Raw genomic sequence first — 15,548 nt, 5'->3', positions numbered from 1 at the left:
CTTTGACTTGCCGTCAGGGCAACCGGAAACCCGCAACCGAGAGTTGCAGTTCGGTCGCCAGGCTGACCAGCGCCTCCACCGCCTGCGCGGCCCGCCGGGTATCGTCCGCATTCGCCTCGGTGATACCGCGGATGCCCTGCACCGTCGAGTTGATCTCAGCCGATTGGCGCGATTGACGTTGGGCCGAGTCCGCGATGCGTTTGGTGAGGTCGGCAATGTAGGTCGAGACTTGCTCAATCTCCCGCAAGGCCTCACCTGCATTCTCGGCCAGGTTGGCGCCCGACACCACGCCCGCGGTGCTCGCCTCCATGGAACTCACCGCCTCATTGGTGTCAGTCTGAATGGTCCGCACCAGGACCTCGATCTGCTTGGTGGCGTTACGGGACCGCTCCGCCAGGCGCTGCACCTCATCGGCGACCACCGCGAAACCCCGTCCCGCGTCGCCGGCCATGGCCGCCTGCATGGCCGCGTTCAGGGCCAGGATGTTGGTCTGGTTGGCGATGTCGTCGATCAACTCGACGATCTCACCGATCTCCTGCGAGCTCTCACCCAGTCGCTTGATACGCTTAGCGGTCTCCTGGATCTGTTCGCGGATGGCATCCATCCCCTTGATCGTGGCGCGCACCGTCTGACCGCCACGACCCGCGACCTCCACCGAGCGCGAGGCGACCTCGGCCGACTCGCCGGCATTGCTGGCCACCTCGTCGATCTGCTCCGTCAGCGACTGGATGGCACCGGAGGCGAGCACGACCTGCTCGGCCTGCGCGGCGGCCGCCTCGGTCAAGCGCATGGCGATCGAGCTGCTCTCCTGAGAGGACTGTGCTACCTGCTCGGCGGTCGTGTTGATGGTGGTCACCAAGACCCGCAAGGCATCCACCGCATAATTGATCGAGTCGGCGATGGCGCCGGTCTTGTCCTCAGTCACCGTGGCCTCGACGGTCAAGTCGCCGTCGGCCAGATTACCCATCTCGTCGAGCAGGCGCAGGATGGCCTGCTCATCGCGCTGGGTCTGCGCCCGGGAGTCCGCCTCACGTCGCTCCGCGGCTCGTACTGCACGTGTACCCAAGCCCATCAGCCCGAGTAGGGCCAGGACGCTGAAGACCGGAACAGCCCAGCGGTCGAGCGTCAGCGGGCCGAAGTGAGTGGCCGGCGACGCCGTCTGGCCAAGGCCAATCACCAGGGTATCGAAGGCGGCATCCAGTCGCTTTCCAGCCGCCTGGAGCGGTGTCGCAGCATCGTTTGCGGCGATCACCCCAGGCGCCAGATTCAGCAGTTCGCCGTTGCTCGAACGCAGGGCCGAAAAGAGCTGCGCCGTCTCCTCCAAGGCCGCCCGCCCCGGCAACTTGGGGCGGGCTCCGGCCTGCTCGATCAGCGTCTGCAGGTGCGAGGCAAACTCCACGGCCAGGGCATTGGCAGACTCGCTGGCCGCGATCTCGGAGGCCCCACCGTCAGTGAGCTGCCCCAGGATAAATTTCAACTGTTCAATGCGGGCCAATTGGCGACCCGCCTCTAAGGCCTGATCCGCCGGCGCACCATCCGCGGCGATCCGCTCGGCGGCGCGGGTCATTGAGGTGCGCAGCTCGGACAGTCGGGCGTCGGCGGCCTTGTACTGTGTACGTCCAGCCAGGATATCCGACTGTGCGTTGAGGATCGTGTCCGCATTGTCGCGAACGGTCCGCCAGGCCGTCTCTGCGGCCTCCATCTGTGGCTTCAGCGCTTGGGGCGAGCGCACACCCAAGGCATCCAAGCCCTGCTGCAAGCGATTCCGCTCATCGCGCAACCGGGCAAAGGCCGCCGGCTCGCCCACGACCGCCTCGCCGGCCGACTGGACCAACTGTTGGCCCAGCGCCTTTTGCTGTTGCGCCACGGCGACGACGGACAGGAGGCGCACTTTCTCTCTGTCGGCCTTCTCCAATAGGATATAACTTCCCAAGGCCAGGGCGGCGCAGACCACGGCGAACAGCAACCAGCCGATCGTCGCCCCCCGAACACCCCCCACGGACTTGCCCACCCGACTCTTGCTTCGCATCGCCATTTGATTTGGTACAACTTGATTGATTAAAATAGATTAATTAAGGCGTTGAGTGCTTGCAGCACGGTCGATACGGCAGCCATCGAGCGCCGCGCCGACCTCAGGCCGACCCCAGGCTCATCAGCGGAGCACCAAGTAAACGCTCGAGCGCAATCACCGGCACCAGCGTGTCGGCGAGCGGAAAGGCCGCTTCGGCAAAGGGCCACAGCACCCCGAGTTCGGCCGGCGATTCGGCCACACGCTCCGTCACTGCGAAGCGCCGGATGCCGATCACCTCGCTCGCCACCAAGCCGCACGGCAAGCCCTCCTGCCGCACCACCAGCACACGATCGGCATCGCGCCGGGTCGGCGCACCGCCCGCGGTCAGGGCGGCCAGATCGAAGATCGGTAACAGGGTGCCGCGGTTGTTGGCAACACCAAGCACCCAACTCGCCGTACCCGGTAGCGGCGTCAGCTCGTCCGGCACCGTCAAGACCTCGGTGATCTGTTCCAAGGATGCAAGCAAGCGACGCGCTCCGACCCGAAACAATATTCCTACCCAGCGTTCTACCGGGGGCGCCTGCCGCGGCAGGCGGGTTGGGAGCGCACGCAAACGCGCGTCGACCCCGGCAATCAGGTCGAACAGCACAACGCCCGCGGCGGCCTGCGGTTCCATCGTCTGGGTTAGCGTTGGAGCGCCGCGCGCAGGCACTCGAGCAAAGCCGCGGGGCTGACCGGCTTGACCAGATAGTCGACGGCACCCTGGCGCAGGCCCCAGGTGCGGTCGGTGGGCTGGTCCTTCGTCGTCACCATGATGATCGGAATGTTCGCCGTCGCGGCGTCCCGATGCAGCATGCGGGTGGCCTGAAAGCCGTTGAGGGTGGGCATGATCACGTCCATGAGAATGGCATCGGGCTGGATCCGGCGCGCCATTTCAACGCCCTGCTCGCCATCGGTGGCCGTCTCGACCCGATATCCAGCCTGAGACAGGGTGTTGATGAAGATTCGCGTCTCGGTCGGTGAGTCGTCGACGATCAAGACGGTGGCCCCCAGCCCTTCCGGGACACCGTCCATAGCACCATTGGACGCGGCGCCGTTCATGCCATCCGTAGAGTCGGCCGCCGCCGCGGGGTCGGACTTGCGAGAAAAGGGGTTCATAGCTGGGCTCTTATGAATACATTCTTATCGTGAAAGCGTCAACTTAGCGACGGGGCCTCTCGCGCCACCCTAACGGCGACGCAACCGAGCATCGCAGACCGTGCCAGTCGATTGAAATTTGACCGGGGGAACCGGCTACGGTGGCACTGCAAACCCTAATCGGCACGACGCACATCCCGCCGCAGATAGCGCCGTACGGCGTCGAGCAACTCGTCACCGGTAAAGGGCTTTGAGAGATAGAGTTCGGCCCCGACCAAACGCCCCTTGGCACGATCGAAGAGCCCATCCTTGCTCGACAGCATCACCACCGGCGTGTGCCGCAAGGCCGCGTTGGCCTTGATCAGGGCGCAGGTATGGTAGCCATCCAAGCGCGGCATCATGATATCGACAAAGACCAAGTCCGGCTGAAACTCCACAATCTTACCCAACGCCTCGAAACCGTCCTGTGCGGTACGCACCTCGCACCCCGCCTTGGTCAGCAGGCCCTCGGTGGTACGGCGGATCGTCTTACTGTCATCGATGACCAGCACGCGCGCACCGCGAACGTCAATGCTATCGTCAGCGCTCACCGTCGGCAATCCCCACTACACCGTATCGCTAGACGCCGGATCATTGGATCGGTGCCGCGGTGGTCGAACCCCAAAGTTGCCACATCTGCATCCTACCTCAGGAGGAAAAGTCGATCGACCCGATACCCGATAGGGTACCTGGGATACTGCCGGATTTTATACCATAGCTGCGGAACTTTGTCGCCTAGGCCAGTGTCACGGCCGCCCTGAATCCCGGCAAAAAATCACAAAAACGACGGATTAAAAAGAGAAAAATAACTTTCGTGCGATTGTTGTAACGGCCATGGCGCCCGCACCTGGACGCAGAAAACCTGGGAATAGATGAGCGAAGTGATAGGCTACACCCACGGGCGCGGCGGTCGCGTCCCCGACCGACAGAATCTCCGGATGACCCTAGACACCCCGACAACGCCCACCCCCCTCGACGGTCTCAAGCCCGACTACGCGGGCGGCGGCATCGTCAACCTGATGGCATCGATCATCCAGGCGCGCGGCGGGCGCAGCGACTACTCGCAACTGTCCCTGATGCCCGCGGGGGAACTGGCGCGGGCCACCAATATCCTGCTCCTGGTCATTGACGGATTGGGGGCAGACTGGCTGGCCGAGCACTCCCCACAAGGGATTTTGCGCCGTCACCAGGTGGGGACCATGACCACGGTCTTCCCCTCCACCACGGCCACGGCCATCACGAGCTTTCTGACCGGCGATGGTCCGCTCCAGCACGGGCTTACCGGTTGGTATACCTGGTTTGCGGAACTGGCTTGCGTGATGACGGTCTTGCCGGGCGTCCCGCGCTACGGCGGCGTACCCTACCGTAAGGCCGGGATCGACGCGCGGCGACTCTTCGGACACCGCTGCGTGTTTGAGCGCATCCGCACCCGCAGCCTCGTGGTCAGCCCCAATCGGATCGCCCGTTCGGATTTCAACCTGGCCCACACCGGCCAAGCGCAGGTGCTGCCCTACGCCGACCTGGCCGACCTGTTCCGCCAGAGCGCCCGGGCGCTGCGGCGGGACCGGGTGCCAAAATATGTCTATTGCTATTGGCCGGACCTGGACTCGATCGGGCACCACCAGGGGATGGGCAGCGCGGCGGCAACCGCCCATTTGCAGCGGATCGAGCAGGCCCTCACCGATTTCCTGGTCACCGCCGCTGGGACCGATACCCTGGTGCTGGTCACGGCGGATCACGGCCAGGTCGACACTGGCCCAGACGACCTGATCGACCTGGCGGACCATCCGGGCCTGGCCGACTGCCTGTCCCTACCCCTGTGCGGCGAACCGCGGGCCGCGTTCTGCTATCTGCGAGCAGGGCGCGAGGCCGCCTTCCTCGACTATTGCCGCGGCCCCCTGGGCGGACTGGTCAACCTGTATTCGAGCCGGGACCTGGTGGACGGCGGTTATTTCGGCCTGGGAGCACCTCACCCACGCTTCAATGAGCGGATCGGCGACTACTGCCTGCTGCCCCGGGGGCGGCGCATCCTGCGCCAGTTACTCCCATTCGAGCAGCCCAAGATACTGATCGGCCAGCACGGCGGTCTGAGTCGGACGGAACTGCTGGTGCCGCTGTGCGTCCTGCGGGCATAGCCCGAATATCTCACGCCAAGGCGCCAAGCAGGCCAAGGTTTTGAGTGTCAACGCAGTATCAGCAATATTGGCGGCAATTTCGTCAGCGCCTCAATGCGGGTGTCCCTTCTCGACCAATGGACTGTTTTCTTGGCGATCTTGGCGCCTTGGCGTGAACAATTCTTGGTGTTAGGCTGAACGACCCGCTGGGCGCAAGGGCAAAACAAAAGGCCCGCACAGGGCGGGCCTTGACTGGGTGCGGACACGACGGTCTGGCGCCGCTTGGGGAGTGGCTTAGATGGCCAGTTGCAGACGCAGCTTCTTCATGGCGTTCTTTTCGATCTGGCGAATCCGCTCTGCCGAGACGTTGAATTGCTGCGCCAGCTCATGCAGGGTCTGTTTCTTCTCGGTGAGCCAGCGCTCGGTGAGAATCACCTTGCTGCGCTCGTCCAGACCCTGGATGGCGGCATAGAGTCGCTCCTTGTCGTTACGCTCGGTGTCCTCCCGCTCCAGCATCCGGAAGGGCTCCATGCGCATATCCGGCAGATAGGTGGAGGGGGCGGACGGGGACTCGTCGTCGTCGTCCTCGTAGCCGTCGAAGGCTAGGTCCTGGTTGGACAGACGCGACTCCATCTCCAGTACGGTCGCGGGCTTCACCCCCAGGTCCTCCGCCACCGCGAGCACTTCGGCGTGGGTGAACCAGCCGAGCCGCTTCTTGGCGCTACGCAGGTTGAAAAACAGTTTGCGCTGGGCCTTGGTGGTCGCGACCTTCACGATGCGCCAGTTACGCAGGATGTACTCATGGATCTCGGCGCGGATCCAATGCACCGCGAAGGACACCAGCCGCACCCCCATATCGGGCTCGAAGCGCCGCACCGCCTTCATCAGACCGACCGTGCCCTCTTGGATCAGGTCCGGCAGGGGCAGACCGTAGCCGAGATAGCCGCGGGCGATGCGAATGACGAACCGCAGATGGGACATCACCATCCGCCGCGCCGCCTCCATGTCGCCATGATCGCGCAGACTCTCGGCGAGGCTGCGTTCCTCCTCTGGGGTCAGCACCGGAATCTGATAGGAGGCGCTGATGTACGCATCGATATTGCCGGTGGGCATGAGAGCGAAATCTTTGGCCATGTGCTTAATACCTGAGTTGGAAGCCTGGAACAAAAGCCTAGCAGGATGCTCTGGAATTTTCCAGCAGTTTCCCCCCGGGTTGCAGGGATCGTCCGCTGGAACTGTTGTGGCGACTTTATGCAAGGTTTCAGGTTTGCACAAGAGCCCACAGGGCTTGCAGGGCATCGAATGTTCCGATCTTTCCGATCCGCACTACCGATGAACAAATCTTTTTCTTTTTTTTCTGGATGTTATAAGCGCCCCTTCCGCACATTACGGGTGAATTACAGTCTATTCATCCAGTCGACCGCTCCCCTCGATCAGCCGATGGGCCGGCTCGTCGGCACCCCAAAGCCTCAATCGGGCTCGACCCCGCGCAGGTGGCGATTGACCGCGATCCAACTACCGATCAGACCGAGTGCCATGCTGCCGCCCAGGATGATCAGCAGCGCGACGGCACCGAGACCGGCGAGGGGGAATTCGCTGCGATAGAGGTTGGCCAGCCGCGACACCGGCCCCTGGAGCGCCACCACCGCCAGGGTAACCAGGAACCAGGCGCTTAAACCCCCGAGCAGGCCGTACCAGGCACCGGCATAAAGGAAGGGCCGGCGGATAAAGGAGGCAGTGGCACCCACCAGTTCCATGATCTCGATCTCACCGCGCCGGTTTTGGATCTCCAGCCGGATGGTGTTGCCCACGATCAGGAGCACCCCTAAGCCCAGCAGGCCAGCGAGCAGCAAGACCAGGGTCTGGGCCAGGTCCAGGATGGCCTGAAAGCGCATCAGCCACTGGGTGTCCACCCGCACGAAATCCACCTCCGGCAACTGCCCCAGGCGCTCCTCAAGGCCCGCGATCTCCGCGGGCGTCGCATAGACCGGCTGGGGGGCGATCGCCAGTACGGCCGGCAGCGGGTTGGTGCTGAGTTGGTCCAGGGCCTCGGCAAAGCCGGGCTGCGCGCGGAACTCGGCCAACGCCGCCGCGGCACCGATCACCTGCACGCGCCGGAACTCCGGCCACTCGCGCAGCCGCCCGGCGACGCCCTGCGCGTCCGCATCACTGAGGTCCTGATGGAGAAAGAGCGAGATGGCCGCGCCCTGGTCCCAGCCGCCGACCAGTTGGCGCAGGTTGTCGGTCAGCACATAGAGTGCCGCCGGCAGCGCCAGGGCAATCCCGATCACCGCCACCGTCATACCGGTGGCGAGCGGTGCGTGCAGCAGCCGGCCGAGGGTCGCGGCCGCGCTCTGCAGATGATGGCCGAGCCAGGCCCCGGGGAGTTCCAGTAGGCTGGGACCGCTGCGCCGCCGGGACTGGGGACGGGCCATGGCGACTAGCAGACCCCCGTGTCTTTGATCAGGCGCCCCTCGCTCAGGACGAAGGTGCGGTGGTGAAAATCACCCACCCGCGCCAGGTCATGGGTCGCGATCATCAGCGTCACCCCGACCGCGTGGAACCGTTCAAACAGGGCGAAGATCTCGCGCGACAGGTCCGGATCCAGATTACCGGTCGGCTCGTCCGCCAGCACCAGGGGCGGGCGGGCGACGACCGCGCGCGCGATGCCGACGCGTTGTTGCTCACCCCCGGAGAGGGCCACCGGCAGCGCGCGCTCGCGCTTTAAGAGCCCCACCTGATCCAGGGCGGCCCGCACCCGCCGGCCGATCTCCTTGTGCCCCAGGCCGGCCACCACCAGGGGCAAGGCGACATTCTCGAACACGCTGCGATCAGGCAGCAGCCGATGGTCCTGAAAGATCATGCCCACCTGGCGGCGGTGGTAAGGGATCTTGCCGCGCGGCAAGGTGGCGAGGTTACGCCCGTTGACGATGACCTGCCCCCGGCTCGGCCGTTCCAAGAGTCCAATCAGGCGCAACAGGGTGCTCTTGCCGGCCCCCGAGTGACCGGTGAGAAAGACCATCTCCCCGGCCTCCATCTCGAAGCTCAGGTCGCTCAGTGCGTCACCCCGCTCGGGGTAACGCTTACAGACATGGTCGAAGCGGATCACCTGTTCGCCCGAGGATTCTTGCCCGCAAATGAACGCAAATGAACGCAAAGAGGAAAAACGCTCGCAGCGGTTTTTGGCCCATCCCCAAACGCCAGCGCGCGGCGGCGGGCGGACAGTGCTGCCACCTCCCGCATGGGGCGCCGGCGTGTTCCGCCCCGAATAGGCATCGGCAAATGGCACTGCATGCTGTTAATCATCTGTATTATTTGCGTTTATTTGCGCTCATTTGCGGACACATCGCCTTGTTCGGGCCGCTATTGCCCGAGTAACGCATCCAGGAACTCATCGGCATCGAAGGGACGCAGGTCCTCGATCGACTCGCCCACCCCGATGAAACGGATCGGCACCTTGAGCTTTTCCGCGATGGCAAAGACGATACCGCCCTTGGCGGTGCCGTCAAGCTTGGTGAGCGCGATCCCGGTCAAGGGGATCGCCTGGTGGAACTGGACCGCCTGATTCAGCCCGTTCTGACCCGTGGTGGCGTCCACCACCAGCAGCACCTCGTGCGGCGCCTCGGGGTCAAGCTTCTTCATCACCCGCGCGATCTTGCTCAACTCGTCCATCAGATTGGTCTTGGTGTGCAACCGCCCGGCGGTGTCCGCGATCAGCACGTCCACCCCGCGGGCGGTGGCCGCCTGGAGCGCATCGAAGATCACCGAGGCGGAGTCCGCCCCACCCTTCTGGGCGATCACCGGCACCCGGTTGCGCTCGCCCCAAGTCTGCAATTGCTCCACCGCGGCGGCGCGGAAGGTGTCGCCCGCGGCCAGCATCACACTGTTGCCCTCCGCCTGCAGGACGCGGGCGAGCTTACCGATGGTGGTGGTCTTGCCCGCCCCGTTGACCCCCACCATCAGGATCACCTGGGGTCGATCGGGGGCCGCCTGACGAACCGGGGTCTGGGCGGCGGTGAGGATCGGGCGTAACGCCCCCTTGAGCGCGACCAGCAGGGCCTGCGGGTCCGCCAGCGCCTTGCGCTTCACCCGCCGGGTCAGGTCGTCGATGACCCGCGAGGTCGCCTCCACCCCCACATCCGCGGTCAGGAGCAGGGTCTCCAACTCCTCCATCAACTCGTCGTCGATCTTCTTGCGACCCAGGAACAGGGTGCCGAGCCCGCTGCCGAGCTGGGTGCGGCTACGCGACAGGCGCTCGCTCAGACGCTTGAAGAGCCCGCGGCGGACCTCCGGGGACTCCCAGTCCACCGGCTGGTCGTGAATCTGCCAGTCCTGCGCCGCCGGGGGCGGCGGCGGGGGGCGCGCGGCCGGGGCCGCCTCCGGTGTGGGCTCCGGCTTCGCCGGCTCGTCCGACACATGGAAGAGGCGCTTGAGCAGACCGGCCTTGGGCGCAGCAGGCTCGGGTGCAACGGGTGGCGGCGCGGGGGACTCAACGGCGGGCGCCGGGGTCGGCTCGGGCGCGGGCTCGGGCTGGGACTCGGGCGCTTCGATCGCCGCGGGGCCGGAGTCGACCACCGGTGTCGGACTGACCGCGACCGCGATGGGCGCGGCCTCAGCGACCGGCAGCGGACTGGTCTCGGTCGGCGCGGTGGCGGCCGCGAGCGTCGGCTCGACGGTCGTCGTGACCAGTTCCGCCGGCGCAGCGGCGATCGGCTCCCCGGGTGCCGCCTCAGGCGGCGCCTCGGCCACGGGCGCCTCACCCTCGACCGGCAGCGGCCCGATGCCCTTGACCCAACCCAGGTCCTCGTCATCCCGCGCAGCGAACAGCCGTTTGAAGATCCCCCCTTTGGCCTCTGAGGACTCGGCGGCGTCGGACGGTTGGCCGTCCTGCGTCTGCGCCGTCTGCTTAAGCTTTTTTCTTCCGAAACCGAACATGGGGGATCGCCAGGATGCGTGGTGAGTGGAAAACCGTGCAGGCGTGCAATGCTACCAGATCGACCGCCGCCGGGCCGATCCGCACGGCGAGTCACCCCGTGGGAGCGGCTTCAGCCGCGACGAGGCCACACGACCGTTTGCGCGGTCGCGTCGCGGCTGAAGCCGCTCCCACCGGAAACCCGGAACGACAATCAGGGCCTGCCCGGACTTGAGCCAGGTACGGTGGTGGACTTCAAGGCCCGCACCTGGTCCAGCAGTTTGGGGTCGTCCCACGCGCGGCTCCCCATGGCGCTGTAAACCAGCCGGCCCTCGGGGTCGATGACGAAGGTAGTCGGCAGGCCGTTCATCGGATAGCGCTGGGCGACCTTGGAGTCGGTGTCCATCGGCAGGGCGAAGTCCAGCGGCTCGTCCTCGAGGAACTGGCCGATGGCTGCCGCGTCGTCGCCGACATTGATCGCCACCACGGCGATACCCTCAGGCGCCAAGGTCTCATAGGCGCGCTGGATCGAGGGCATCTCCTCCCGACAGGGCGGGCACCAAGTGGCCCAGAAGTTCAGGATCACCGGCTTGCCGCGGTAATCCGCCAGGCGCTGGGGGCGGCCCTCCGGGTCCTTGAGGTCGAAGCCCGGGGCGGCGGGCCGCTCCGGGATCGGGGTGAGTGATCGATCGTCCGCAGCGAGCGCGCCGGTCAGCGGCGCGGCGAGTAGACCTGCCAGCAGCATCGGCAGGAGGCAGCGGCGGGCCGGGCGCGGATTGGTAGCCATGCGGGGCGCGCTGGCGCGTCTCACTGCGCAGCGGCGGGCGCCGCCGGGGCCGCGGGGGTGATCGTCGCCTTCTCGATCAGCAGCGGGTACTTATAGCCGGCACCGAAATCCATGTCCACGACCAGGGTGCCGGTCGCCGTCACCTCGTCGTTCACGGCCGCGGTGTCCTGGGTCGTGACCGTGATGTCATTCGACCCATCGGCCGCATCGCCCGTGCCGTCGCGCAGGTGAACCCAGTTGCGCTCCATGATCTGCTTGTTGAACTTCGCAACCTTGCCGTGGACCGTCACCTGCTTGCCGCTCAAGGCGGCCCGGTCCTTGTAGAGATCGCCAACGGAGGTTGCCGTCGCCTCGGCGGCAAGCGCCGGGGTGACCAGAAGCGCGGAGAGGAGCGCCGCCAGTGAGAGTGTGTGGGTCATGATCGACTGCCTTTTCGGTGAATCGCTGAGTGAGGACCCGACGATTGTAGCGCGCCTGGACCGCGCGTGAGTGGACCGCCGCGATCCGTGTGCAACTGCCGAACTTAGGTTCACCCGCCCTGCTGATCCTCCCACCACGCCCGATAGGCCGCATCGGGCGCCACGACCCGGGCCTTCGCGGTGGTGAGACGCCCGCCCTCTGCATCCGTCACGGCGATGTCGAAGTCGACCAGTCCGTTCTTGATGCGGGTAATCTCAAAGTTGACGATCACCTCCTCGCCCGGCAGGACCGGCTTGCGGAAGCGCTCGGGCACGAACGACAGCCCGAGCGACCCATCGCCCGGAAAGGTGGTGCCGAAGATGCCCGAGATGGTGGTCTGAATCAGCCCTCCGGGGACCACGATGTCGGTCACCCCGGGAAAGCGCTGGCTGGCCGCCTCCACATCCCGGTGGATCGCGTTGGCGTCGCCGGTCAGGGCGCAGTAGGCATCGACCTGCGCGCGGCTGAACCGCAGGTGGGCGGTGTAGCATTGACCCACCGCGAGCATGGCGGCGGTGAGGCAGTCGGTCTTGGTCATCTGGCGGCCCCCAGGGGCGAGTCGGTCGGGTTGCTGATTGCGCACAGGATACCGCAGGGTTGGCGGGTTGTGGTGTCGCAGGCAGGAGTACCTTACGCCAGGCACCCCGCAGGGCCTGACCGACGCCGCTCCACGGCGTCAGTCCGGCCCTGCTCCCGGCTGCGCTGTTCCCAGGCCCTGGCTCCGCCGACCTGACTTATGGACCTCGAGCCAGGCGGAAGCCCAGAAGGACGTTATGGCCGGCAGGCCCCCTGTGGTCGCGCTGCGCGGAGCGGCAGAGCCCGGCATGGGAGATCCAGCAGCCGCCGCGCACCACGCGCCCCACACCCGTCTGCGGCCCCGTCGGGTCTTCTGTAAAATCTGTGGGGTAGTCGCCGTAGCAGTCCTGACACCACTCCCAGACATTCCCATGCAACTGATACAGGCCCCAGGCGTTACAAGGCAGGGCCTTGACCTCGACCGTTTGTTCCCAATACAGACACTTGGCGCCGTCGGCATAGGGGTAATTCCCGTCGTAGTTGACCTGCTCCGGGGTGATCTGGTCGCCGAACCAGAAGGGTGTCTCGGTTCCCGTCCGACAGGCGTGTTCCCACTGCGCCTCGGTCGGCAGGCGGGCGTCCAGGCCCGGCAGCGCCGCATTGAGTCGGTCGATGAACTCCTTGACCTGATCCCAACTCACCTGCTCCACCGGTCGCTCCGCGCCCTTGAACCGGCTCGGGTTATCGCCCATCACGGCCTCCCAGAGTGCCTGGGTGCAGGTGGTATCCGCCAGCCAGAAACCCTGGGTCAGGGTGACCTCGTGCCGACGCTCAGTACTGGAACGCTCCCGCTCGTCCGGCGGCGAGCCCATCCAGAACCGCCCCGGCGCAATCCACCTCAGACACTGGCGCACCCCCTTGAGCCGGAAGGCGACCCAGGGTCCATAGCGGTCCTCCCCCCACTCACCCGCCCAGTCGAATGGGAAGACCGGCGGCAGCAGGCGGGACCCTCTCATTCCCACGCGGAGCGTGGGAACGAGAGGGTCAGTGTCAGCCTTTGAACACCTTATGCCGAGCGCCCCGCAGGGCCGGACCGGCGCCGCTCCAAGGCGCCGGTCCGGCCCTGCTCCTGGCTACACTGTTACCAGACCCCGGCTCCGCCAACCTTCTTCATAGACCGCGGGCCAGGCGGAAGCCCAGCCTATCGTTACGGCTCGCAGGCGCCCCGTGGTTGCGCTGCCCGGAGCGGCAGGACCTGGCACCGAGAATCCAGCAGCCGCCGCGCACCACGCGCACCAAACCCGTCGCCGCACCCGCAGGGTCAATCGCCGTGCCTTCAGGATAGTCCCCAAACCAGTCCTGACACCACTCCCAGACGTTACCGTGCATCTGATACATACCCCAGTCATTGAAAGGCAGAGACTTGACCTCAATCGTTTCTTGCCTATCGAGACCCTTGGCACCGCTGGCATAGGGGTAGTTGCCGTCGTAATTCACCTGCTCCTGGTTGACTTGGTTGCCAAACGAGAAGGGGGTTTGGGTCCCCGCCCGGCAGGCATATTCCCACTGCGCCTCGGTCGGCAGGCACAGTTCCAGCTCCGGGAGGGCGGCGTTGACGCGCCCGATAAATTGCTGCACCTGATCCCAACTCACCTGCCCTACCGGACGCTCCGCGCTCTTGAACTCACTCGGGTTCTCGCCCATGACCGCCTGCCACAGGGCTTGTGTGCATGCGGTGTCCGCCAGCCAGAGGCCGCGGGTCAGCAAGACCTGGTGTTGACGTTCGTGACCGAATCGCTCCGGCTCGTCCGGCGGCGAGCCCATGGTGAACTCGCCCGGCCAGACCCAGCGCATCCGCTGGGTAACGCTCTTGAAGTCGAATTCGGCCCACTTCCCAAAATCGTCAATGCCGACGCGCTGCGCCCAGGCCGGGCGTGTGAACGCCTGCCCCGGCCAGTCCAAAAATTCGCGTTCGTCCCAGAAGGCACAAATCGGCACCCGCAGGACGCCGAGATCGCCAACCTCATCGCAGGAAAGACCCTCGGCGGGGGAGACCCAGCGCAGCCGCCGCATCCCCTGCCCTTCGGATACCTCGACATAGAGTCCGGTGCGATCCCGGCCGATGCCAGAGGCCCAGTCGGGCCTGGTCATGGACTCGATCCGGAGCGCCTCGGCGTGTCCGCTGAGGATGACGCCGGAACCGGCAAGCCGCATCGGCTCGCCGCGGGTCAAGGGGACAGTGCAAAGACGGTCCGGGTCGTCCAGGCTGGCATATTGGACCGGGGCATCGGTCAACCAGAGGTCAGCCAGGGGGCTTCCCGGCGCTGGCGTGTCTGCGGCGTCACCATTCCTGGCCTGGATGCTGGCGTCCCGACCGGAATGACTGGGCTGGCTAATGGCGACGAGGCTCTGACCCTGCTGAACCAGCGTGTAGCGCCGGGGTTCGCCGCCGGTCGCGAGCACCCAATCAGCCATGGAGAGTGCAAGCCCCGGTGGCAGCGTGCAGGATTCGTTGCGCAACTGCTCACGGTGGGCCAGCAACCAGAGCGCCGCGCGACGCGGATCGGCGCCCCAAGCGTCCGCGTGTTGGCGGGTACCGAGGCGCGCGGCCCAGGCGGTCAGCGCGGCGCGTTGGTCGGGGTCTGCGTCATCGAAGGTACGCAGCGTGCGGGCATAATAATCGGCCAGTTCGGTGTCCTCGGGCGCGCCGCCGCCGAGTTGGGTGAGGTTACCCTCCTCCTCCGCCCGGACTGAGCCCGTCAGGTGCGCGTGATGACGGCGGATCAGGGCACCGGCCAGGTGGCGCTCCGACGCTGGTTGGACTCGGTAGGCGGCCCTGCGCCGCTCCACTGCGTCCTGGTCCGCCCAGGTCAGGGCGAAGGCGGTCGGCTCCAGGTCCGGATGCACCCAGGCGGCAGCCTCGGCACCCACGTCAAAGATGGCGCTCGGCAACGCCTGACGCAGGGCGCGTAGCAAAGTCGGCTCCAGGCGCACAGCCGGGGCGAGCAAGTCGAGCAGACGCGCGGCGCCGAGGTCGTCCGTCGGCTCGGGAAGCGCGGCGGGCCAAGGGCGAGGACCAGCGGGACGGCGCGGCAAGCGATGGGCGCGGTCCCAGGTGACCGGGAAATAGAGCCCCGCCAGGCGCGGGTCCCAGAGGCGCGGCGGGCACGGCATGAGTGCGATCGGACTGACCCCTGAGCGTTGCAGCAAGCGCCCGAAGCCGCGCCAGGCCGCACGCTCGGCGGGTTCACCGAGACAACCCAGGTCGTCCAGGATGAGCAACGGCCGGCCCGGTTCCGGCGGTCGATAGGCAACCGGGGTCGGCGCACCTGGGCGGCGGAACCCGCCCTCCAGGCCATCGGTCAGGACATAGAGGTCCAGACCCAGGTGGCCGCGCAGCCACCCCAGCGCCGGAAGCAGGCGCCAATAGTCGTGTCCTTCCGGTAAGGCTGCATGAAATCCCGTCCCTGGCCCGGTAGCGTAGGAGCCCCGTTTTTGGTGATCCGGAGGCTCCACGATGTCACTGTCACTCCCCGCCGCTGCCGATCTGGCGCAGACGGCCGCGGCCTTTGC

At 66.2% G+C, this 15,548-nt stretch carries 14 protein-coding genes; 1 reads left to right on the top strand and 13 read right to left on the bottom strand.

From position 1 onward, the window contains the following. Positions 1–13 precede the first annotated feature (13 nt). From QZX93_RS12455 to QZX93_RS12440, 4 genes are all read right to left on the bottom strand, one after another. Positions 14–2,029 carry a methyl-accepting chemotaxis protein gene (locus tag QZX93_RS12455; RefSeq protein WP_295388070.1) on the bottom strand — a complete coding sequence of 672 codons (2,016 nt, stop codon included), beginning with the start codon at positions 2,027–2,029 and terminating at the stop codon, positions 14–16. A 103-nt stretch (positions 2,030–2,132) separates the two neighbouring features. Continuing rightward, positions 2,133–2,687 (bottom strand): chemotaxis protein CheW, encoded by a 555-nt coding sequence (locus QZX93_RS12450; protein WP_295388069.1) that lies wholly within the window; start codon positions 2,685–2,687, stop codon positions 2,133–2,135. Positions 2,688–2,695: 8 nt separating this feature from the next. Next, entirely contained in the window at positions 2,696–3,112 is a 417-nt protein-coding gene (locus QZX93_RS12445; protein WP_295388201.1) for a response regulator, read from the bottom strand. Between the two features lie 212 nt (positions 3,113–3,324). After that, positions 3,325–3,738, bottom strand: a complete 414-nt coding sequence (locus QZX93_RS12440; RefSeq protein WP_295388066.1) for a response regulator — start codon at positions 3,736–3,738, stop codon at positions 3,325–3,327. 387 nt (positions 3,739–4,125) lie between these two features. Between QZX93_RS12440 and QZX93_RS12435 the strand changes: the two genes are divergently transcribed. After that, on the top strand, positions 4,126–5,322 hold the full coding sequence (locus tag QZX93_RS12435) for an alkaline phosphatase family protein (RefSeq protein WP_295388064.1): 1,197 nt from the start codon (positions 4,126–4,128) through the stop codon (positions 5,320–5,322). A 273-nt stretch (positions 5,323–5,595) separates the two neighbouring features. Here the strand turns inward: QZX93_RS12435 and rpoH are convergent, their stop codons facing one another. From rpoH to QZX93_RS12390, 9 genes are all read right to left on the bottom strand, one after another. Then, positions 5,596–6,435, bottom strand: coding sequence for an RNA polymerase sigma factor RpoH (rpoH, locus tag QZX93_RS12430; protein WP_295388062.1), 840 nt, complete (start codon positions 6,433–6,435; stop codon positions 5,596–5,598). 335 nt (positions 6,436–6,770) lie between these two features. Beyond that, positions 6,771–7,736 carry a permease-like cell division protein FtsX gene (ftsX, locus tag QZX93_RS12425; protein WP_295388060.1) on the bottom strand — a complete coding sequence of 322 codons (966 nt, stop codon included), beginning with the start codon at positions 7,734–7,736 and terminating at the stop codon, positions 6,771–6,773. Between the two features lie 5 nt (positions 7,737–7,741). Next, complete coding sequence (gene ftsE, locus QZX93_RS12420; protein ID WP_295388058.1) at positions 7,742–8,410, bottom strand: cell division ATP-binding protein FtsE; 669 nt, start codon at positions 8,408–8,410, stop codon at positions 7,742–7,744. Between the two features lie 254 nt (positions 8,411–8,664). Further along, positions 8,665–9,876 carry a signal recognition particle-docking protein FtsY gene (gene ftsY / locus QZX93_RS12415; RefSeq protein WP_295388199.1) on the bottom strand — a complete coding sequence of 404 codons (1,212 nt, stop codon included), beginning with the start codon at positions 9,874–9,876 and terminating at the stop codon, positions 8,665–8,667. Positions 9,877–10,427: 551 nt separating this feature from the next. After that, positions 10,428–11,000, bottom strand: a complete 573-nt coding sequence (locus QZX93_RS12410) for a TlpA disulfide reductase family protein (RefSeq protein WP_295388056.1) — start codon at positions 10,998–11,000, stop codon at positions 10,428–10,430. A gap of 20 nt (positions 11,001–11,020) precedes the next feature. Then, on the bottom strand, positions 11,021–11,419 hold the full coding sequence (locus QZX93_RS12405) for a hypothetical protein (RefSeq protein WP_295388054.1): 399 nt from the start codon (positions 11,417–11,419) through the stop codon (positions 11,021–11,023). A gap of 110 nt (positions 11,420–11,529) precedes the next feature. After that, a complete protein-coding gene (locus QZX93_RS12400; protein ID WP_295388052.1) occupies positions 11,530–11,997 on the bottom strand; it encodes a MaoC/PaaZ C-terminal domain-containing protein in 468 nt (155 codons plus the stop codon). A 196-nt stretch (positions 11,998–12,193) separates the two neighbouring features. Next, entirely contained in the window at positions 12,194–12,991 is a 798-nt protein-coding gene (locus QZX93_RS12395) for a formylglycine-generating enzyme family protein (protein WP_295388050.1), read from the bottom strand. A 154-nt stretch (positions 12,992–13,145) separates the two neighbouring features. Next, positions 13,146–15,548, bottom strand: a 2,403-nt coding sequence (locus QZX93_RS12390; RefSeq protein ID WP_295388048.1) for an SUMF1/EgtB/PvdO family nonheme iron enzyme, incomplete at its 5' end; no start/stop codon positions are given.

Origin of the sequence: uncultured Thiodictyon sp. (genome assembly GCF_903946935.1) — a bacterium.
Lineage (GTDB): Bacteria > Pseudomonadota > Gammaproteobacteria > Chromatiales > Chromatiaceae > Thiodictyon.
Note: the sequence above shows the minus strand (reverse complement) of the source record. Positions and strands in the feature narration are given on the sequence as shown.